The organism is Jeotgalibaca sp. A127 (genome assembly GCF_052266745.1).
Lineage (GTDB): Bacteria > Bacillota > Bacilli > Lactobacillales > Aerococcaceae > Jeotgalibaca.
Map to the genome: position 1 here is coordinate 47426 of NZ_JBQPRC010000001.1, position 20040 is coordinate 67465.

General features: G+C 44.9%; 23 protein-coding genes. 8 read left to right on the forward strand and 15 right to left on the reverse strand.

The window, feature by feature from the left end:
- Positions 1-192: 192 nt before the first annotated feature.
- The 4 genes from ACTVAI_RS00240 (at position 193) to ACTVAI_RS00255 (ending at position 3955) form a co-directional block, all read left to right on the forward strand.
- On the forward strand, positions 193-537 hold the full coding sequence (locus tag ACTVAI_RS00240; RefSeq protein ID WP_443485615.1) for a TIGR04076 family protein: 345 nt from the start codon (positions 193-195) through the stop codon (positions 535-537).
- Entirely contained in the window at positions 537-1583 is a 1047-nt protein-coding gene (locus tag ACTVAI_RS00245; protein WP_443485616.1) for an aldo/keto reductase, read from the forward strand. Before ACTVAI_RS00240 ends, ACTVAI_RS00245 begins: the two co-directional genes overlap by 1 nt.
- A 13-nt stretch (positions 1584-1596) precedes the next feature.
- A complete protein-coding gene (locus ACTVAI_RS00250; protein WP_443485617.1) occupies positions 1597-3045 on the forward strand; it encodes a Na+/H+ antiporter NhaC family protein in 1449 nt (482 codons plus the stop codon).
- A gap of 70 nt (positions 3046-3115) precedes the next feature.
- Positions 3116-3955 (forward strand): DUF72 domain-containing protein, encoded by an 840-nt coding sequence (locus tag ACTVAI_RS00255; protein ID WP_443485618.1) that lies wholly within the window; start codon positions 3116-3118, stop codon positions 3953-3955.
- A gap of 31 nt (positions 3956-3986) precedes the next feature.
- On the opposite strand, the gene ACTVAI_RS00260 is transcribed toward ACTVAI_RS00255, so the two are convergent.
- On the reverse strand, positions 3987-4979 hold the full coding sequence (locus tag ACTVAI_RS00260) for an asparaginase (RefSeq protein WP_443485619.1): 993 nt from the start codon (positions 4977-4979) through the stop codon (positions 3987-3989).
- Between the two features lie 134 nt (positions 4980-5113).
- On the opposite strand from ACTVAI_RS00260, the gene ACTVAI_RS00265 reads away from it, so the two are divergent.
- Complete coding sequence (locus tag ACTVAI_RS00265) at positions 5114-5986, forward strand: nuclease-related domain-containing protein (protein ID WP_443474095.1); 873 nt, start codon at positions 5114-5116, stop codon at positions 5984-5986.
- A gap of 149 nt (positions 5987-6135) precedes the next feature.
- Here the strand turns inward: ACTVAI_RS00265 and ACTVAI_RS00270 are convergent, their stop codons facing one another.
- From ACTVAI_RS00270 to ACTVAI_RS00295, 6 genes are read right to left on the reverse strand one after another with little or no spacing between them, the layout of a single operon-like run.
- Positions 6136-6399 (reverse strand): chorismate mutase, encoded by a 264-nt coding sequence (locus tag ACTVAI_RS00270; protein ID WP_443474096.1) that lies wholly within the window; start codon positions 6397-6399, stop codon positions 6136-6138.
- Positions 6396-7490 carry a chorismate synthase gene (aroC, locus tag ACTVAI_RS00275; RefSeq protein WP_443485620.1) on the reverse strand — a complete coding sequence of 365 codons (1095 nt, stop codon included), beginning with the start codon at positions 7488-7490 and terminating at the stop codon, positions 6396-6398. The genes ACTVAI_RS00270 and aroC overlap by 4 nt, the downstream gene beginning before the upstream one ends.
- Positions 7468-8778 (reverse strand): 3-phosphoshikimate 1-carboxyvinyltransferase, encoded by a 1311-nt coding sequence (aroA, locus tag ACTVAI_RS00280; protein WP_443485621.1) that lies wholly within the window; start codon positions 8776-8778, stop codon positions 7468-7470. The genes aroC and aroA overlap by 23 nt, the downstream gene beginning before the upstream one ends.
- A complete protein-coding gene (gene aroB, locus ACTVAI_RS00285) occupies positions 8779-9864 on the reverse strand; it encodes a 3-dehydroquinate synthase (RefSeq protein WP_443485622.1) in 1086 nt (361 codons plus the stop codon). It lies immediately after the preceding gene.
- An 11-nt stretch (positions 9865-9875) separates the two neighbouring features.
- Positions 9876-10916: a 3-deoxy-7-phosphoheptulonate synthase gene (aroF, locus tag ACTVAI_RS00290; protein WP_443485623.1), complete on the reverse strand. Its 1041-nt coding sequence runs from the start codon at positions 10914-10916 to the stop codon at positions 9876-9878.
- Positions 10917-10929: 13 nt separating this feature from the next.
- Positions 10930-11769: a prephenate dehydratase gene (locus ACTVAI_RS00295; RefSeq protein WP_443485624.1), complete on the reverse strand. Its 840-nt coding sequence runs from the start codon at positions 11767-11769 to the stop codon at positions 10930-10932.
- Between the two features lie 426 nt (positions 11770-12195).
- Here ACTVAI_RS00295 and aroE point away from each other — a divergent pair, with 426 nt between their 5' ends.
- Genes aroE through aroQ form a run of 3 tightly spaced genes read left to right on the forward strand, consistent with a single transcriptional unit; the run spans position 12196 to position 13947 of the window.
- Positions 12196-13005 carry a shikimate dehydrogenase gene (gene aroE, locus ACTVAI_RS00300; protein WP_443485625.1) on the forward strand — a complete coding sequence of 270 codons (810 nt, stop codon included), beginning with the start codon at positions 12196-12198 and terminating at the stop codon, positions 13003-13005.
- Positions 13002-13526 (forward strand): shikimate kinase, encoded by a 525-nt coding sequence (locus tag ACTVAI_RS00305; protein ID WP_443485626.1) that lies wholly within the window; start codon positions 13002-13004, stop codon positions 13524-13526. The genes aroE and ACTVAI_RS00305 overlap by 4 nt, the downstream gene beginning before the upstream one ends.
- Positions 13516-13947, forward strand: a complete 432-nt coding sequence (gene aroQ, locus ACTVAI_RS00310) for a type II 3-dehydroquinate dehydratase (protein WP_443485627.1) — start codon at positions 13516-13518, stop codon at positions 13945-13947. Before ACTVAI_RS00305 ends, aroQ begins: the two co-directional genes overlap by 11 nt.
- A 152-nt stretch (positions 13948-14099) precedes the next feature.
- On the opposite strand, the gene ACTVAI_RS00315 is transcribed toward aroQ, so the two are convergent.
- From ACTVAI_RS00315 to ACTVAI_RS00350, 8 genes are all read right to left on the reverse strand, one after another.
- Positions 14100-14612: a DUF2812 domain-containing protein gene (locus ACTVAI_RS00315; RefSeq protein WP_443485628.1), complete on the reverse strand. Its 513-nt coding sequence runs from the start codon at positions 14610-14612 to the stop codon at positions 14100-14102.
- Positions 14599-14937, reverse strand: coding sequence for a PadR family transcriptional regulator (locus tag ACTVAI_RS00320; protein WP_443485629.1), 339 nt, complete (start codon positions 14935-14937; stop codon positions 14599-14601). The genes ACTVAI_RS00315 and ACTVAI_RS00320 overlap by 14 nt, the downstream gene beginning before the upstream one ends.
- A gap of 123 nt (positions 14938-15060) precedes the next feature.
- Positions 15061-15684: an ABC transporter permease gene (locus ACTVAI_RS00325; RefSeq protein WP_443485630.1), complete on the reverse strand. Its 624-nt coding sequence runs from the start codon at positions 15682-15684 to the stop codon at positions 15061-15063.
- Positions 15681-16448: an ABC transporter ATP-binding protein gene (locus ACTVAI_RS00330; protein WP_443485631.1), complete on the reverse strand. Its 768-nt coding sequence runs from the start codon at positions 16446-16448 to the stop codon at positions 15681-15683. The genes ACTVAI_RS00325 and ACTVAI_RS00330 overlap by 4 nt, the downstream gene beginning before the upstream one ends.
- A gap of 18 nt (positions 16449-16466) precedes the next feature.
- Positions 16467-17339, reverse strand: coding sequence for a glycine betaine ABC transporter substrate-binding protein (locus tag ACTVAI_RS00335; RefSeq protein ID WP_443485632.1), 873 nt, complete (start codon positions 17337-17339; stop codon positions 16467-16469).
- 1 nt (position 17340) lies between these two features.
- Positions 17341-17967 (reverse strand): ABC transporter permease, encoded by a 627-nt coding sequence (locus ACTVAI_RS00340; RefSeq protein ID WP_443485633.1) that lies wholly within the window; start codon positions 17965-17967, stop codon positions 17341-17343.
- Between the two features lie 186 nt (positions 17968-18153).
- Positions 18154-18606 carry a YhcH/YjgK/YiaL family protein gene (locus ACTVAI_RS00345; RefSeq protein WP_443485634.1) on the reverse strand — a complete coding sequence of 151 codons (453 nt, stop codon included), beginning with the start codon at positions 18604-18606 and terminating at the stop codon, positions 18154-18156.
- 78 nt (positions 18607-18684) lie between these two features.
- Positions 18685-19854, reverse strand: coding sequence for a DNA/RNA non-specific endonuclease (locus tag ACTVAI_RS00350; protein ID WP_443485635.1), 1170 nt, complete (start codon positions 19852-19854; stop codon positions 18685-18687).
- Positions 19855-20040 lie beyond the last annotated feature (186 nt).

A 20040-nucleotide genomic window follows, 5' to 3' on the forward strand; every position in this document is an offset into this window, starting at 1 on the left:
GCAACTGTGAGTAGCCAAGACGCGAAGCCAGCGTTATCAGGCTACGGGTGTCACTGGCACCCTAGTGAGTGGGCGTGTCTATTTTTAGGCAGGCCAATTAAGGTGGTACCGCAAGTGAAAAACACTTGTCCTTGAATGATGATTTCAAGGACAGGTGTTTTTTTTGTATTTAAAAAGTCAGGAGGAACGTGGATGAACGATTTATTTACTCTGTATAACCTTAAAGTTGAGGTGGTCGCAACTGGAAAATCATTCGTATGCAGTCATAAAGCCGGCAGTTACTTTTTGGTGAAAGGCGAGAACATTATTTTCCCGGAGGACAATGCTTTCTCCCTGTATGCGTTGAGTGCCCTGCTGCCGTTATTGCCGGCAAAACAGCGCGCACTGCATGGGAACGATTGGATGTTATCGGACAGCCTGATTGCCTGCCCTGACCCGAATTGCGGGGCGCAATTCAAGATAACCAGAACAGAAACGAAAGAATTCAGCCATGCCGAGACCACGGTTGTGCCAATCAGCGAAGGAGTGAATCAATAATGGAGCGATATGCATTAACAGAAGACTATACGATCAGCCGAGTGATTAATGGGTGTTGGCAACTATCCCAAGGCCATAACCTGAAGGGGGAAATTGATATCCAAGATGTCCTCGAGGCTTTCCACATGCAGGTCGAACGCGGTTTTACGACATTCGACTGTGCTGACATTTACACCGGTACCGAGGAATTGTTGGGACGATTCTTGAAGGAATTGAAAGGTTCAAGTACGGTCTCTCCCCATGATATTCAGATTCATACCAAATATGTCCCGGATATCAACCTCTTGAACCAAGTCGATTTCAACTACACCGAAAAAATCATCGACCGCAGTCTGCAACGTCAGGGCCGAGATGTTTTGGATCTGGTCCAGTTTCATTGGTGGGACTATGATGCCCCTGGTTATCTCGAAACGGCGGCCGATTTATTGAGGCTGAAAGAAAAAGGGAAAATCCGCAACATTGGGCTGACGAATTTCGATACTGCCCGAATTAAAGAAATTGTAGATGCCGGCATCCCGATTGTTTCCTGTCAAAATCAATATTCTGTTTTTGATCGTCGGGTTGAAAAAGGCTTCCTGGATTACTGTCTGGAAAACAGTGTTTCCTTGCTCTGCTATGGCACATTATCGGGCGGGTTGTTAGCCGAGAAATGGATCGGCCAGAACAGCATCAATCCCGATAACCGTTCGCACATTAAGTACCTGCAAGTAATCGAAGAAACGCTGGGAGCTGCTGGCTATCAGGAGCTACTGCTGTTGTTGCAAAAAATCGGAAACAAACACGGTGCCAGTATCGCCCATGTCGCTACCAAGTATATTTTGAGTCAAGCGGGTGTGGGCGCCTCTATCATCGGTATCCGCAACAGTAGACATGTTGAGGCAAACGCATCGATTTTCAAATTCGAACTTGATTTGGCCGATTTGGATGCCATCCAGACTTTCTTGAAGCCTTATCCCATTTTGGAAGGTGAACCGTTCGAATTGGAACGGACGGTCGGATCAAAATTCCGAAACATCATGAAAATGAATCTGAACGAAAACGAGTAAAGGAGTTTTTCCGATGAACAAACAACTAGCATTTAGGGGCGGACGCAAGACCGCCTTGATTCCCGTCATCATTTTCCTCTTCTTCTGTGTCCTCTATTTTATAGTCTTTAAGGCGTTCGAAATGTATGCTTTGGCGATGGGCGGTTTCGTCGCGTTGTTGGCAGGTGCTCTTTTTGTCAAAAAAGGCAGTGCCGACGCTTATTGGGAGTCAGTTTATGCGGGCGCCAAAGAAGCGATCCCCATAGCTGTTTTATTATTTATCATCGGCATGTTTTCCCAATTGATAAAAACTGCCAACATTTCCGGCGGTTTCGTGTGGATTGCGAGCTACGTGGAGATGAACGGCGGCATGTTCACGGCATTCACCTTTTTGACAGTCTGCATCATTGCGACAGCAACCGGTTCATCAATCGGGACCATATTCACTTGTTTCCCACTTTTCTATCCGGCGGGCGTTTTGTTGGGAAGCGATCCTGCCTTCCTGGCCGGTGCCATCGTGAGCGGTGCCATCTTTGGCGACAATTTGGCACCTATTTCCGATACAACAATCATTTCGTCGGGTACTCAAACTTACATGAATCGAACCGGTCCGGTGGATGTTGCGGGTTGTGTGACAAGCCGTTTTCAATATTCGGCGGTAGCCGGCATCATCTCCTTCTTCCTGTTTTGGCTATTGGGCGGCAACGACGCCACGGCTCCAACGGCTACCGCACAATTCACTTCGATTGTCGATCCGACCAGCTTGGTCATGCTGGTACCTGTGGCCTTTATGCTGGTTATTTCGGTGAAAACCCGTGATATTTACAAAGCCATTACCGTCGGTTTGATTACGGGTACGCTTGTCGGGCTCGGTTTTGACTTGATTTCGCCGAGCGCCATCATCAACGTCGCAAACGGTGTGCCGGGAGGCTTTTTGACCGATGGTGTGAGTGCCATGATGGGAACCGTCACCCTCATACTTTCGGTTTATGGCATCATGGGCGTGCTCAATGGCGCGGGGGTCATCTTCACGGTGACTGACCGGATTCTGGAAAGCCGGTTAGGACGCACCGTCGCCGGAGCTGAAGTGGCGATGATGCTGGGCATCACCTTGACCACTCTCCTGTTTGGTGGTGTTACGAGTGCCTCCATGGCGACTTTCGGAAAAGTTCAAAATGAGCTGGGTAAGCGGGTTGGCCTACATCCTTATCGGCGCGCTAATTTACTAGATGGCTTTGCTAATGCCCTTCCTGTCACTGTCCCCTTCTTGAGTGTGTTTGTTTTCCTTGGTTCTTTGTTAACACAAGGGTATGACTTTGTTGAACCGCTGCGTTTAACCGATATCAGCAAGGGAATGATTTACAGTTTTGTTCTGTTCTTCACACTTCTTATTTCCATTATCATGGGGTGGGGACGCCAGTATGAGGGACCTAGTGGTGAGCCGGTGAAGCGGATGCCTGTTGAAGATTTGACATCAATCTAATTCGTGCTTTTGGCAATATCAGCTGAAAAAGAATATGATGAAGCAAAGCGATTAATAAAGGAGATGCTTCATGATAGAGATAGGCCTTACAGGATGGTCCGACCACGGCACTATTACGCCAGACCCAAAGCGTAAACTGATGGACTACGCGAGTCATTTTCCTGTCGTTGAACTTGATACCAGTTTTTATGCCATTCCTCCTGGCAAAAATGTAGCGCGTTGGATTGAATCAACTCCTGCTGACTTTCAATTCATCCCCAAGGCATATGGTCCCCTTACGACACACTCGCGTCGGGCTGAGGAAACGCGGTCGTTGGATGAGCTCTTCACTTTATATATAGAAGCATTTCGTCCGATGGTAGAAAGTAGCAAGGTTAAGGCTTTTCTTTTCCAATTTCCGCCTTTGTTTTCTTGTGTCAGGGAAAATGTCGATTATTTGCGGAAAGTGCGTCAAATTATGGGTGATTGGCCTGTGGCGGTTGAGTTTCGGCATAAGAGTTGGTTCAGTGAAGAGTTCAGAGAAGGAACGTTACAATTTTTGAAAGAAATGCAATTCATTAATGTAGTTGTGGATCAGCCGCAGACGCCGGATAATTCGATTCCTTTTGTTCCGGTGGCGACGAATCCTGACAAGACGTTCATACGTCTCCACGGTCGAAACTATGAAGGATGGTTGGGTGACGATTCGGTGGATTGGCGTACTTTTCGGACTTTGTATGATTACAGTGCGGAGGAATTGGCTACTATCAAGGAGGCTGCCTTGGCTTTAGAGAAGGATTCAAAGGAAGTAACGATTATTTTCAACAATAACTCGGGTGGCCATGCTGCTCCGAATGCCAAGACGTTACAAAAGATGTTGGGAATTGAATTTGAAGGTTTGGCTCCAAGGCAGCTCGACTTATTTGAATAAACCCGCTAATCATTGAGATCAGCGGGTTTTGTTAGTTATAGAAGTTATGTTCGAATGCGTGCTTGATTTGCTCAAGGGTAAAGTTGTTGGAAAGTAATAACAAGAGTTTCAGCCGCAGTTTATCGGGTGTTAAATCTTCTCCAAAAATGACACCCATTTTCCGTAGATACGTTTCGGAACCGATAAAACCGTAAGTATCCGTCAACATGCTTCCTTTGCGTGAGCGCGACGTTAAGATGACGGGGATGTTTTTTTCAATGGCTTCTTGTAAGCCGGGAATCATGTTTTGCGGTACGTGACCTGCCCCGAAACCCTCGATAATGAGTCCATCAACATTATCCTGGATGGCATATCGGATTGCACTGGAATCCTGCCCAATGTAACTCGGGATAATCGGTACTTTTAGGGATGCGATGTTTTCACCGATTTCATAATGGTCGTGAATCAAGGGTTTACGGGCCCAAATACAGCGACCGTTATTGACATGTCCGATGTGGCCAAAGTCAATTGCTCTGAACGTTGTGATTGCTGTTTTATGCTCCTTGATAACGTCGCGAGCTGGAATGATTTCCGAACCAAAGACGACTAATACTCCTATATTGGCGGCGCGGTCGTCTGAAGCAACCAGTACGGAATCGACAATGTTCAATGCGGCGTCAGACATGGGCAAGGATGAGTTTCGTTGTGCGCCGGTTACGACTACAGGGACATTGACATCTACTGTTAAGTCCAGGAAATAGGCTGTTTCCTGAAGGGTATCCGTTCCATGAGTGACAACGACACCATCAACTTTTTCTTCGTGAACTGCTTTTTCGATTAGTTCTTTAAGGGTGACGAGGTCCTGTATTTGGATATGCGGACTGGGAATATTGATATATTCCATTTCCACAAACGTAATATCTGTTCTATCTATATTCGCGAGTTCCAACAGTTTGCGCGCACCCAATGCTGAATCAGCTAAACCACTCGCATCAGCCTGCATGGCGATTGTTCCTCCTGTTGAAATCATGGCTATTTTTTTCATCGTGATTCTCCTTCTCCTGGTTTAACTTTACATGCTATAAGCATACCATTTTTCATTAATTATTAGACACTTTGTTTAATGAAAAAAAAGCTTTTTGGATTTTTTTGCTTATATATATGTAAGGAGGAATATTGATGAAGCCTATTACTTTACTGATTATGGAAGCATTACATGAAAGAATGGAATTGGGTATAGAGGATAAAAGGTATTTGGGGCAGCTTGAGAAAGGTTTTGATGGTGAGTTTAAATTTTGTGAGCGTTTGACTTCGATGACGTGCCCTCATATTTTATTGACGGATATGAGTTTGAATCCCAAATATGCGGGTCAGGTTCAAATCGATGCTTTGTTGCTTGTGAAAGACTCAGTCATTATTTATGAGGTTAAGAATTACCGCGGCGACTGGATTTATGGAGAAGAAAGCTACCGCAATGGGGAAATTGAGATTCCGAATCCAATGATTCAAGCGTTGCGGTCGAAAAATAATTTCAAAAACTTTTTAAAAGAGATTGGGTATGTTGGTATCAATGTTGAAGTGTGTGTTGCGTTTGTTAATCCTGATTTCACTTTGTACCAAGCTCCGGCCGCTAAAAATGTCATTTTTGTATCGCAGATAAAAAATCATATTGCGCGGCATGATCAGTACCCGCGACCAATTGCTTTTGAGTTTCATGAATTAGCAGTAGCTTTGCGGGCAGCTGCACTTCCAGGCAAAGCATTTCAAAAGCAAATTCCGGCGTATAGTTTTGAGTCGCTCAGGAAAGGCGTGCGTTGTGGGAGTTGTGGAAGCTTGGCCCAGAGAGTTTCCCAGAGGACGCATCAGTGCAAGAGGTGCGGCTGCTTGGGTTTGAATAATGATGGCGTTGTTCGAGCGATCGAGGAGTTTCAGTTGTTGTTTCCAGGGAAGCGATTGACTGGACGGGTGCTGATGGAATGGTGCGATGGGGTATTGTCGAATTCTCAGTGTAAGAAGATAATAAAGGAAAAGCTCACTCAAAACGGTGAGTAGGCTATTTTGTCAAAAATGGCTCACTCAAAGTCAGATTTTTATTTGAGTGAGCCAATTCCAGAAAAAAAGCTCACTCGTGTTGAATTATCAGCTTGAGTGAGCTTTTTTGGGTCGAATGGCCTACTCACCGTTTTGAGTAGGCCATTTTATTATATTTTCTCTTGAATACTTCTCGAAATAGCCATTAATCCGGTATAAAAATCCGCGATTTCGGACTCATACTCGGAGTGAACAAGACGTTCTTGATTACGACGAATCACGACGTCCTCACGCGAACTATCCAGCACCGGTAAGTCGTGGGCTATTTTATAAGCCGCAACCTTTTTAGCCACTTCAAAGCGCTGTTCAACCAGGCGCGTTAGCTGTTGGTCGATCTGGTCAATCTCTAAACGATAGTGTTCTAATTCGGTCATGCTTTATCACGTCCTAAAATCAAGTCCATCAGGCCGATTGCGGTAACAGCTTCCAGAACCGGTAGCACGCGCGGAACGATACATGGATCGTGGCGGCCAAAGACTTCCAGGTCCGCATGTTCCTGCGATTCAATGTCAATTGTCTGCTGCTTCTTCTCGATTGAAGCTGGCGGTTTGATAGCTGTTCGGAAAACGATTGGCATGCCGTAAGTAATACCGCCCAAAATTCCACCGTTATTATTCGTGCGGGTTTTGATTTGGTTATTTTCATCGTAGTAGTATTCGTCGTTCGCTTCTGAACCGCGCATACGCGTGATGTCAAAACCGGCTCCAAATTCGATACCCTTAGTAGCAGGTACGGCAAACACTAAATGCGCCAAAATTGATTCAACTGAATCGAAGAATGGATTCCCATAACCAGCATCAATTCCCAAGACGAAAGTCTCGACAATTCCACCAACGGAATCTTTGTCTTCCTTGGCATCCACAATGACTTGATGCATCGCATCACGTTTTGAGGCATCAAAAACTGGCAACTGCACGCGTTTCATCTCGGCAATTTGCTCAGCAGTCACGCCCTCTTGTGCATCAAAGCGCTCATCCTCTACCGTCCCAATTGCCTGAACATGCGAACCGATGACAATTCCTTTTTGTTGCAGCCACTGTTGGGCGATTGCACCGGCAAATACCAAAGGCGCTGTAATTCGACCGGAAAAATGACCACTACCACGGTAATCATTGAAGCCATCATAACGCACTTTTCCTGGATAATCGGCTTGGCCCGGACGCATCAAACGTTTCATTTGGCTGTAGTCCTTTGAGCGCGTATTCGTATTCCAGATCAAAGCCGTCAAAGGCGCCCCAGTCGTTTTTCCATCCAACAATCCACTCACGATATCAGGTTCGTCTTTCTCTTTACGCGGTGTTGTCAATTCATTCTGACCCGGTGCGCGGCGTGCCATTTCTACCATCACCGCATCCATATCTATCTCCAAACCTGCCGGTAAACCATTAATCGTTACACCGATCGCGCGGCCGTGTGATTCACCAAAAATCGATAATTCTAAATTATTTCCCCAAATTCCACTCACTAACTTGTCCTCCTAATGCTTCAAATTCTTGCCAAAATGTTGGGTATGATTTCGAAACATACTCTGCATCTTTAATAACAATATCTTTTTCCGAAACGGTACTCGCGATTGCCAACATCATGGCCATGCGATGATCCTTGTGGCTCCATCCCGTTGCATCGCCCTTCAAGCCCGGCACGCCCGTAATATGGAGTTCTTCACCAACCACACGAATGTCTGCCCCAAGCTTCGCCAACTCTTCCTTTGTGGCTTCCAAACGATCGCTTTCCTTGATACGCAAACGTTTCAAGTTAATAATCTGCGTTTCCCCTGCACTCAAACACGCAACCAAAGCACTCACTGGAATAATATCCGGCACTTGGGCACCGTCAATCACGACATCACCGCTCAGACCATTTGGAGCCGAAGCAGTGACCGTATCGCCCTCAACTTTCATTTCCGCTCCGAGCTGTTCCAAAATTCCCATGATGCCTTTATCACCCTGATTGGAGTCACTTTTCAACCCTGTCACCGCTACATCATTCCCCAACGCCCCTGCACTCAAGAAGAAAGCAGCTTGGGAATAGTCACCTTCAACCGTATAGTCATGGGCATGGTAGCTTTGGTTCCCCGGAATTTCAAAGCGGCGTTCCGTTTCATTAAACGTCACCGAAATACCGAATTCGCGTAACACCTCCAACGTCAATTCCAGGTAACCGATCGACTCCAACTCCGTTGTGATCGCAATCACCGAATCACCCGCCAACAACGGCAACGTGAACAACAACCCCGTGATAAATTGGGAGCTGACATTCCCCGCCATTTCATACCGACCGGCGCTCAAACGACCGGAGACGATTAAATCTAATTCTGGTGTTCCGGATGTTTTGAAAAGTAAACCCTGCTCGTTAAATATCTTTTCATATGTATCCATCGGGCGCGAACCTAATTTACCACGACCCACGAAACGTGTTTCACCTTCGAACAATGTCGCAATCGGGATGAAGAAACGCAATGTCGATCCGGATTCATTGGCATCGATGACACGCTTTTCAGACGTTTCATTTTTCCAAACACCTTCAATGACCAGACGCTTACGGGTGCCTACATCCAGAATCTCGATTTCCGCGCCGAAAGCCTTCATTCCTTCAATCGTTGCGATGATGTCATCGGACAAATCGATATTGTCGATGACACTCTTGCCTTTAGCCAAACATGCCGCAATTATAGCGCGGTGTGCCATACTTTTCGATGGGGGTATATTTACCGTCCCGCTTAATTTACTCGGTTTAATCAATAAATCTGTCATTTAGCTTTCGTGTCCTTTCAATAATGGTGAGAAGAAATCAACCGGTGCCGCCATCGTACGGGATGAACCAATGGCATCCAGTACCACCACGAACAATGCATTTTGAATATTCTTCTTGTCATTTTTGATGAGTGGCAAAATATATTTGTAGTCAGAGACCACTGTTAATTCTGTCGGTAATTGATACTGTTTCAAAATCGCTTCAATAGCAGCCGTTGATCCATTTTCACTCAGACCCAGTGCTTCCGTCAAGCGATTAATGGCTACCATGCCAATGGAAATCGCCTGTCCATGCGTGTATTTTTCGTAATGATAATACGCCTCGATTGCATGACCAACCGTATGGCCAAAATTCAAAAGCATCCGTTCGGACGTATCTTTTTCATCTGACTGTACCAAGTCTCTTTTGATTGTACAACAAATCGCAATGACATCCTCAATGTCTGCCATGACTTCGGCCCGCGTTTGATAACCTTTTAGCTGATTAAAAAATTGGGCATCATGGATGCAGCCATATTTGATTACTTCGGCCATGCCGTCATTGAACGTTGAATCAGCTAATGTCGTCAACACTTCCGGATCGATGATGACTAGTTTCGGATGATAAAAGGCACCCACCAGGTTCTTTCCTTCCGGCAAATCAATCGCGACTTTACCACCGACACTGCTGTCCACTTGGGCAAGCAAGGTTGTCGGAACTTGGACGAAATCAATCCCGCGCAAGTAACTTGCCGCTGCAAAACCGGCCAAGTCCCCAATGACGCCGCCACCGAGCGCAATCATCAAGTCACTGCGTGAAAGGCCAAAAGCAATTAATCGGGAAAAAATGGCTTGTAAATTTTCCATCGACTTCGCTTGCTCACCTGGTTCAAGGATAATCATCTCGATTTCAAAACCGGCATCGGTCAGCTGTGTAACTACCTGCTCGCCGTAATAATGATACACGTTTTGATCCGTCACAATCGCGATTTTTTTGTTTTTATAGACGCTCTTGATTTCTTCAGCCAATTGATTCAATAAGCCTTTTTGAATTTTTAAAGGATAATGGATATCTTCTGTTGCTACATCAACTGTCAGGACTGACATACTTTCACCTCTTAGTTTAATATGTTTACTGCTTTAGGCGCAATCGTCCGTTCCTCTACTTGCGCGTAAACACGCAATTGTTCCATCAATTTGTCGAACTCATCAGGGGTCAGACATTGTTCCCCATCGCTCCATGCGTTTTCTGGATCCGCATGCGTTTCAATCATCAGTCCATCTGCTCCTGCAGCAACACCCGCTTTAGCCCCTGCCGGCACTAAGTAGGATTGCCCACCCGCGTGACTTGGGTCGATAATGATAGGTAAATGGGTTTTTTTCTGCAAAACAGGCACGGCCTGGATATCCAGTGTGTTACGTGTTTCGGTTTCGAAGGTACGGATACCGCGTTCGCAAAGGATGACGTTGCCGTTTCCTTCAGACATAATGTACTCGGCTGACATCAACCACTCTTTGTAAGTTGCGGACAGACCACGTTTCAAAAGAATAGGGGTTTGGGTTTTACCGATTTCTTTCAAAAGGTCAAAGTTTTGCATATTACGTGCCCCGATTTGGATGACGTCCACACGGTCTACGAATTCATCCAGATATTTGGTGGACATTAATTCGGAAACAATTGGCATACCCGTTTCTTTCTTGGCAAGTTCCAATAGGCGTAAGCCGTCCAATTCCAATCCTTGGAAAGAGTAAGGAGAAGTTCTTGGTTTGAACGCACCGCCACGGATGAAGTTTGCTCCCGCAGCTTTCATGCGTTTGGCAATGCTTACGATTTGCTCTTCACTTTCAACCGAGCAAGGTCCGGCAATGATTGCTAACTGTTTGCCGCCGATGATCTCATTACCGACCCGAATTTGCGTGTTTTCGGGGTGGAAAGCACGGTTTGCCAGTTTGTAAGGTTCGGAAACACGCAGTACTTCGGCCACGTTCTTGTCAGCCCGGATGGTGCGGATATCAACGGTTGCTGTATCGCCGGTTACACCGATTACGTCACGTTCGGTCCCTTCAATGATCACCGGATTTAGTCCAGCTTCTGTGATGTGTCCCATCACTTCTTTTACTTCTTCTGCGGTTGCGTTTCTTTTCATTACAATAATCATAATTAATCTCTCCTTAGTTATTATATTCTTTATCGTTCCGACGTTCAAACTGCCCTAGAATCTGGATTTGGTTGACTGCTTGTAAAACGGTTTGCCACAAAACTTCGAATGAAACTGCCATATCTGACATGTCCAATTCAAGAAAGAATCCATAGGCAAAAGGTTTGCCAGGAATCGGACGGGCATTGAGTGATAATAGGTTACAATTCAAAATCCCAAATATCTGCAGGAGCTTTGAAAGTGCGCCTGGTTCGTGCCGGACTTCCAGGTACAAGGATAATTGGTTGCCTTGTAACACTATGTCGTCTGTATGTTTCATAATATAAAAACGGGTCGTATTTGATTCCTCCGTTTGGATGTTTGTTGCGATCGGTTCCAAACCGTACAATTTACCCGCTCGCGGATTCGCAATGGCTGCCATATAAGGCTTGTTCTGTTCATGCACATGAGCCGCTGATTTGGCGGTGTCACCGTAAGCTTGTGCCTTGATATGCGGATGCTGGGAAAGGAATTTTTCGCATTGGGACAAGGCTTCTGGATGCGAATAAATTTCCGTAATATCCTCCAATTTGCTGCCGGGAATACCGAAAAGCATATAGTTAATCGGCTCATAGCGATCTGATACAGCAACAATCGGCTGGCTTCGGAACAAATCCGCGGTTCTGGTGATGAAGCCGGTGGTAGAATTTTCTACCGGAATAATGGCTGTACTTAATTTTTTATTTGCCAAATCAGAAATTAGTTCAGGGAACGTCGCATAGCCGATTGCTTCGACATCCGGAATATTTTTACATTCATTTTGTAATGCCACTTCGCTGTTTGAGCCTGGTACTCCTAGATAACCTACTTTCAAATGCCCATCCCCTCCTTATTTTTTAAAAAAAGAAACTCTGCTTAGAAAGAACTAAGCAGAGTTTCCAGTCTATCCCGTTACGTCGCTAACAGAATATATATTTGACCAACCGCTAAGTTATTTCTAAGCGGCCGGTGTTGCATGTAAAATCAAGCCACTTTAGATATGAAAGTTTCTCACTGTTCATACCCAAAGTGCGGATATGAACCTATCTAAAGTAGCTAAAGTATGTAGATAAGTTGTTCCATTGCTTGTTTAACATGCCATTACCCCGTTTCCTTTTGTTGTTATTAATCATAAACAAAGAAAATTAAAATTGCAAGTCTTTTCTAATTTTATTTTAACTTTATTGAAAATGAAGCTTGAATTTAGCTGTTTTCTTCCGTATAGTTATTTTCAAATGAACAATGAGAAAAGGTGACCCAGTTGAAATTTTACGGATTATTCGGAGAAACGCTTGGACATAGCATTTCCCCCCAAATACACAAGAAAATATACGAAATAGCCGGCATCGAGGGCGCTTATAAAAACTTTGAAATTGCAGCGAATGAATTGGAAGATGCATTAAAGGGTTTGAAAGTATTGGGCATTAGCGGTTCTAACGTAACCATTCCCTATAAACAAGCTTTTATACCTTTAATGGACTCACTCTCACCTTTGGCCGAACGCCTACATTCGGTTAATACAATCAAAAATAAGGATGGATACTTCGAAGGTTATAATACGGACTATGATGGTATCGCACTGACTTTTGAATTGAGAAATTGGCAGGTCAAGGATAAACATACCTATATCCTTGGTTCCGGTGGTGCTTCGTTGGCGATTGCCCACTACTTCCAGGATCAAGGAGCCGCTTCGGTAACGATTGTATCCCGTTCGGCTGGGGAAATGGACGGTCCATGGGAATACATCGATTATGAGGAATTGACTGGTCGGACTGGTGACATAATCGTAAACTGCACACCAGTCGGGATGTACCCGAATGTAGATGCTTCGCCCGTTGATGAAAGTGTAATAGCCAACTTTGAAATTCTGTTTGATATGACCTATAACCCGGTTGAAACAGTGTTTCTGCAAATAGGTAATCGCTTAGGAAAACAAACCACTAACGGCTTGGACATGCTGGTCGGACAGGCCATCCGTTCGGTTGCGATTTGGGAAGACCGCGAATTCACCAAAGAAGAAGTGCTCGAAATACTGAATTATTTCCGCGAGAATTGGATAGGTGCTTTATGAAAACGAATATTGTCTTAATTGGAATGCCAGGGAGTGGCAAAAGCACATTGGCAAAAATGTTGAGTCAACACTTGGGACTTGAACTGATTGATCTCGATGATGAGATCGAAAGACAATCAGGAAAAAAAATCAGCCAACTTTTTGAAAAAGGTGAAGCGCATTTCCGCGCTGTCGAAACAGCCGTCACGAAAGCTGTCGCCCAAAAAAATCACGCCATCATATCCACTGGCGGAGGTGTGATTCTAAAGACTGAAAACATGGAGGCCCTAAAGGAAAATGGTGTCATCATCTTCCTCAACCGGAGCCTTGAACAAATCGCTAACGATGTCGAAGTGGGGAACCGCCCGCTTTTGGCTGAAGGCACACACAAATTGAGAAAACTTCATGACGAACGGATTCATTTGTATAAAAAATACGCTGAAATCACCATTAAAAATAATGAGACAACAGCAATTGCGATTGAACAGCTACTGGAACAATTACCCGAGTCGTTCAAGAAAGGACTGTCACATGAAATTTAAAGTTATCAACGGACCAAACCTGAATTTTCTGGGTATTCGCGAACCGGATATCTACGGCCAACTTACTTTGGCAGACATCAATGATGAAATAGCTACCTTTGCCAAGGAAAATGATCATGAAGCCAGCTTTTTCCAGAGCAATAGTGAAGGCGAAATCATCGATGCCATCCAAGCGGCTCATCACGAAAATTTTGACGGTATCATTATCAACCCGGGGGCTTATACGCATTATAGTTACGCCATCCACGATGCCCTGAAAAGTGTCACACCCCCAGCCGTCGAAATCCATCTGAGTGCCGTCCACACGCGGGAAGAATTCCGCAAGATTTCCGTCACCGCGCCGGCGTGTGTCGGTCAAATCTCCGGATTTGGTGCCAATGGGTATATCCTGGGCATGATAGCATTAGAACGAAAACAATAAAATAAACGACGATTAGCATTTTTCTCAACAGCTAATCGTCGTTTTTTTGTGTTTTTGCGCCTGTCAGTTACCCGTTCATTTCGTAATCGTCGCTATTTAGGAAAATCACGACGATTAGCTCAAACTAGCTACCTTAATCGTCGCCCATTTCACTACAAACTTTGTTTCAATTTCTTAAGTGAACGGGTGAAACCCAGATATGGGAACAGTGTGAATATGAAACCAACCATCAAAACGACCATTCCTATAACTTCGAGCACCCCTAAATCAATCAGACCGGATATGACCATCCAGATAACGAGCAAGACCCCAAACAATCGCGCATGTTTTCCGCTCATGACTTGATTCCTTTCCAGTACTTCCATTTGCGATTCCTTGTCACTAAAGATGGGTGGTGTTCCCGGTTCAGCCCTGAACACTTGGTAGCCCTCCCCAATCAGTACCGGTTCCCAACCACTTGCCTTATAAAAAACCAGCATTTCTTGATTCGTTTTCATTTCGGCATTTAATGCATAGTGATAATCATGCGGTGTACCTTTTTCGAAACGATAGAAGAGCCCCTTCACTGCATCCAGATGCCACCCTTTTTTACTCATCTCCTTGAATAATTTCACTTCCCGTTCAGGGCTCATTGCAAATCCACCGGCCAGTTTATATTTTCTCATTTTCTGCTCCTCCCATCCAATGTTCTGCAGCCTCAACAAGTCTTTTACGGTATGTCATATTTTTTTTAAGGATGGTTTGTCCTTCCTCTGTGATTTCGTAAAGGATTTTCCCATCCATATCGTCCACTGCGCAAACCCAACCCACTTCCTTCAATTTTTTCAAGGTGGTATACATCGTTGCGGGTCCAATTTCCACTTCTCCATTTGTCATGTCTGTGATTTCTTGCATCATGCGGTAGCCGTGAACAAGTTCCATGGTTGTCAAAAGAATCAAAAAAATGCTGTCGGTTAACTCCCCTGTTTCATAAGGGCTCAAACGTGCCATATTTTCCCTCCTTATATCCATCATTGATATACATGTTATATCAATGATGGATATAGAGTCAAATTATATGATAAAAAAATAAACCTCACGGATGAGATTTATTTTTAGGCAGATTCTGTTTTGTCACTTCATTCTCTTAGAAATTTGGTATTCCACGGCATACAAAACGACATTCACCACGACACACAAACCAACTGCCAACAATGTCCCCCATAGTAACTTGACGACATTCAAGGTCCGGAGTCCGTCAAACAGGATCGTACCCAGCCCCCCGGCATTGATGGTTGCCGCAATTGTCGCAATCCCAATCGTCGAAGTCGCCGCAATCCGAATGCCGGCGATAATCGCATTGGCAGCCAAAGGCAGTTGGATTTTCCGGAATACTTGGCGGTGCGTCATGCCCATGCCGATCGCCGTTTCAACCATAACCGGATCTACTTCCGAAAGACCGGTGGCAAAATTACGCAACAGAATATACTGGCAATAAATAACCAAGACAATGATGGCGGTGTCCTTACCGAGTCCCGTCAGCGGAATCAGGATGGCAAACAGGGCTAGACTTGGCACGGAGTAAATCAATGAGAAGAAATAAATAATCCCACTCATCACCCGTTCATTGACCAAACAAGCTAGGACAATGCCACCGGAGATGAGGATGGATATGAGTAAGGTGATGCCCACCAACTCGATGTGGTCCCATGTTGCTGTAATCAAACGACTGCTGTAGTTATTCCAGTAATCAATCATGACAGATCACTCCAAAACGTCCCTTGTTCCTTGAGCGTCTCTATCAATCCGGTTACAAAAGGACTACCCGGGTTATGCAGGATTTCTTTTGGCTTGGCAAATTGCTGGATTTCACCTTGATCCATAATCAACGTTTTCGAACCGAGTTTGAAAGCCTCATTGATGTCGTGTGTTACGAGAATGAAGGTTTTATCACCCAGTTCTCGGTGGATTTTCAACAGCTCATCCTGGAGTTGCATGCGGGTGATGGCATCGACTGCTCCAAAAGGTTCATCCAGAAGCATCACTTTCGGATTCGCCGCCAGAGCCCTGGCGACACCGATTCTTTGTTGCTGACCTCCCGAAAGCGCTTTGGGCTTCCGGTCATAATAAATTGCAGGATCCAGTTGTACGAGCCGCAACAGTTCTTCCACGCGCTGTTTGGTTTTTTCCTTTGGCCATTTCAATAAATCCGGCACCGTGGCAATGTTTTCGGCTACGGTCATGTGGGGAAACAAAGCGATTTGCTGCACCACATAACCAATTTGTCGCCTTAGCCCCACCACGTCTAAATCGCGCACATTTTCCCCGAAGTAAAAGATATCCCCTTGCTCCGCTTGCACCAACTGATTCATCATTTTCAAGATGGTCGTTTTGCCCGACCCTGAAGAGCCAAGGACCGTGATAAATTCCCCCGCTTCAATTTCAAAAGATACATCCTTTACGGCTTCAAAATCACCATACGTTTTCGTAACATTCTTGAATGCTATTGCTATTTCGGCCACTTGGCTTCCCTCCTCGCACTATTCAATTGAATCATAGAATTCCTTTGCCACTTCGACATACTCGCGCTGATCAACGTCAACGGCCGCGTTCAATTCAATGACCGTTTCCGTATCCAATTCAGCACTGATTTTGTTCAAAATATCGGCTATTTCCGGACTGGCTTCCAAGGCATCATTACGGACAATCGGAGCCATGTTGTAAGGCGGCCAGAAATTCTTGTCATCCTCCAGGACGGTAAATTCTTCCGTATTGGTCAATTGGCCTTCAGTTGTGTAAGCAGGGGTCACGTCTGCCTCATCATTCAATAATACCTCATACTTCAAGCTGTTATTATAGACGGTCGAACTTTCCCACTCAAACGGGCCGTAAACTTCGGTCAATCCCGGAATACCATCCTCACGCTCATCAAATTCCCCTTGCGATGCGAATCGTAATTCTGAAGCATGCTCCTGCAAATCTGAAATGGTGTAAATGTCCAATTCTTCAGCCACACTGGTCTTGATGACCAACCCTTGGCTATCATTGGCTTCAGCGTAATCTAGCCAGGTGATATCAAACTGCTCGTCATATTCCGCTTTTACGGTGTCATAAACGACTTGGGGATCGGTTTCCATCGGCAATTGCAAAACAGATAATAAGCCTGTTCCGGTGTATTCCGGATACAAATCGACTTCATCATTCACAATCGACGTATGAACGACTGAACTGGCTATTCCTGGCACGCGCTCAACCGTAAGGCCTTCATTTTCCAAAGCCAACGCATAAATCTCGGCCACGATTAAATTCTCGGTAAAGTCCTTTGACCCGATACGGACCGTTTCCTCTCCCGAACTGGAACACCCTGCCAAAAGAAATACGGTTAAAAGCAACGCTGCTATTTTACCCTTCATGTTAACGCACACTCCTTCTTATGATTGCATCCAACAACAAACTGGCCGTAAAAGATAGGACAGCAACCGATACGCCACCAACTATCAGTAAATCCAGACGATATAAACCTAATCCCGTGAAGATGAGGGTGCCCAGCCCGCCCGCACCAATATAGGTGGCCAAGGTCGCACTCGCAATGATTTCCACTAGAGCCAACTTGGTACCGTTCATCAAAAATGGAAACGCCAATGGAAATTTCACTTTCCGCCACACTTGCCAATCGGTCATTCCCAAACCCTGACCTGCTTCAATAAAACTCGTCGGTACCTCCCGAAAACCAACCACAGTATTGATCAAAATCGGTTGAACGCCGAGAAAAACCAATGCAATCAAAGCAGGTTGCCTGCCGACCCCAAGATAAGGAATCAAGATGAACAAGACAGCGAGGCTTGGGATGATACGAACGGCTTGTGCTGAGAAGGTGATGGCGCGGCTGAATTTAACAAAGCGGTAACTAATCAACCCCAAAGTAAATCCGATCAAAGTAGAAATTAAGACAGCCTCCAAGCTTAACCACAGATGTTCACCCACGTAACCCAGATATTGCGACCCATTCCCTTGAAAATATTCCATAATTTTCCCAATCAATTGGTACCACCCTCTTTCACACCCACTTTCTTTCATTATAAAGTTGTGATGAAGGGTTTTACAAAGGAAATGGTTCGACTTTAAAGTAATAAACACCTCCAATATGACTGTTGAGTGGGGTCCATACAAAAAAATGGTGCCAGCAAACCGAAATTCGCCGACACCATTTTATTTTTCTATTCAAAACTATTGCGGGATTTTCACCACTAATTTGCGGACTTTCGCCGGCGTGCTGTCAACCATCCCGGCACCGCGATGTGGTTCATTTGCACCCATCACTACGAACTCATTTTCATTTAAAATGAATTTGGCATACGCATGATGCGGTTCTTCCAGCAACTCCAGGTCGTTGGCTAAATCATAAGGAACCGCTTCTTCATAATTCGTATAAGGGGAAACGTGGATTTCTTCTGTGCCACTGATCACATATTGGATATCCAAATAGTTACGGTGGGATTCAAATTGCCGTTCATTAATATTGCTCGTTTCATATTCCATTACATTGGCGAAGATGCCTTCCCCTATTTCGAAGCGTCCTAATTCCAGTTCCTTCAGGTCAAGAGTCTTCAAAAACGCCAGTACTTGTTGTACCTTTATATAATCTTTTTCGTTGTAGTCCTGCAGTGTCGAATAGAGCATGTCTTTCCTCCTGTTAAATATGTCATTAAGAGAAAGTTTACGCTTTCAAAGACGCTTTAGCAATGATTAAAATTATTTCTACTCCCCAACCATCCCGTCGCCATCACGGTCATCCATATACGGATACAACCAGTGATCGCTGTAAATCGGCATTGAGAAACCAGCCTCTTTGGCTTCTTTGATGGTGACTTGGCCGTTTCCGTTGGTATCAACCGAAGAAACATCTCCACCTGGCGCTGTTTCTACCACAGGCACTTCTTCAACGACTGTTTCTGCGGGTACTTCTTCCACTACTTCGACTTCCGGTTCGTCCACCCAACTCGATCCGGTTGCATAATCAATATGCACTTGCGGTTGGATATTCGGCACATAAATATGGAACATCAAATCATTTCCATTATCCTCAATCGACATTCCTTCCATGTATAAGCCGGAAGCCAGCATGTTTTCACCTTCAAAATAAGGAGTCACGCGGTATCTGACATGATTTTCGGTTGTTTCGACGTAGTTCGCGACGAAGTTTTCAAAAGGCAACATTCCTTCTGTATTGAACCAACGTGTTCCCGTCATCAGGTTTCTGTTATTCGCATCCTCGCCTGTTAGTTGAAAACCGATCAAATGACTGCGATTATACAGCCAACCGCCGGAAACAACGTCGTATTTCGCTTGGTTCCATCCTGTAGGCGTTACGTCGGAAATGTTCCCGCGTTCAGCAGCCGGCATCAATTCAACCCCTAACACCGCATTCGCTACCGTTACTCGTCCCAGATGATCCAAAGCGCCATAATCTTCCCAGGCTTCCGTGGAACTTAAATCTTCATTGGTAAATAAAGGAACATTCCCATTGACTTCAACATACGTGTTCCCATCTGGAACGGGTGGAGCTGCCGTTTGGATGGCTAGACGCTCAGCTTCAACTTTGGCATCTGCTTCAGCCTGTGCTTTGGATTCAGCTTCAGCTTTCGCCTCTTCTTCCGCTTTTGCTTTGGCTTGGGCTTCACTCTTTTTCTTTGCTTCCGCTTCCGCTTTTTCTTGCTTTTCTTTTTCTTTTTCTTTACTTTCAGACTCCGAACTCTTCGGAGATTCTGCTTGCTCCGAAACAGCCACACTGCTCACTTGGTCTGCTTCAATTTGACTATCTTCACTACAGCCAGAAAGCATGAACAAACTCAATATCATCATAATAATTGAATAATTTCTCAATTTCTTATGTCCATCTTTCATAAATTCTCTTTGTTTCTTAACCACTTGATCTCCCCTTTTTAATAAAATAATATAATAATTTTGTACTATTTCCTTCATTTAACATACACGAGAAATTCTTAAGCGTCAAACTGATTTTCAAAAATGATTAAAACAAGATAAGAGAACGCCGGATTCCATTGACACTGCGCTTTAAAATTGAGATAGTCATACGAGCTATTATTTTGGAGG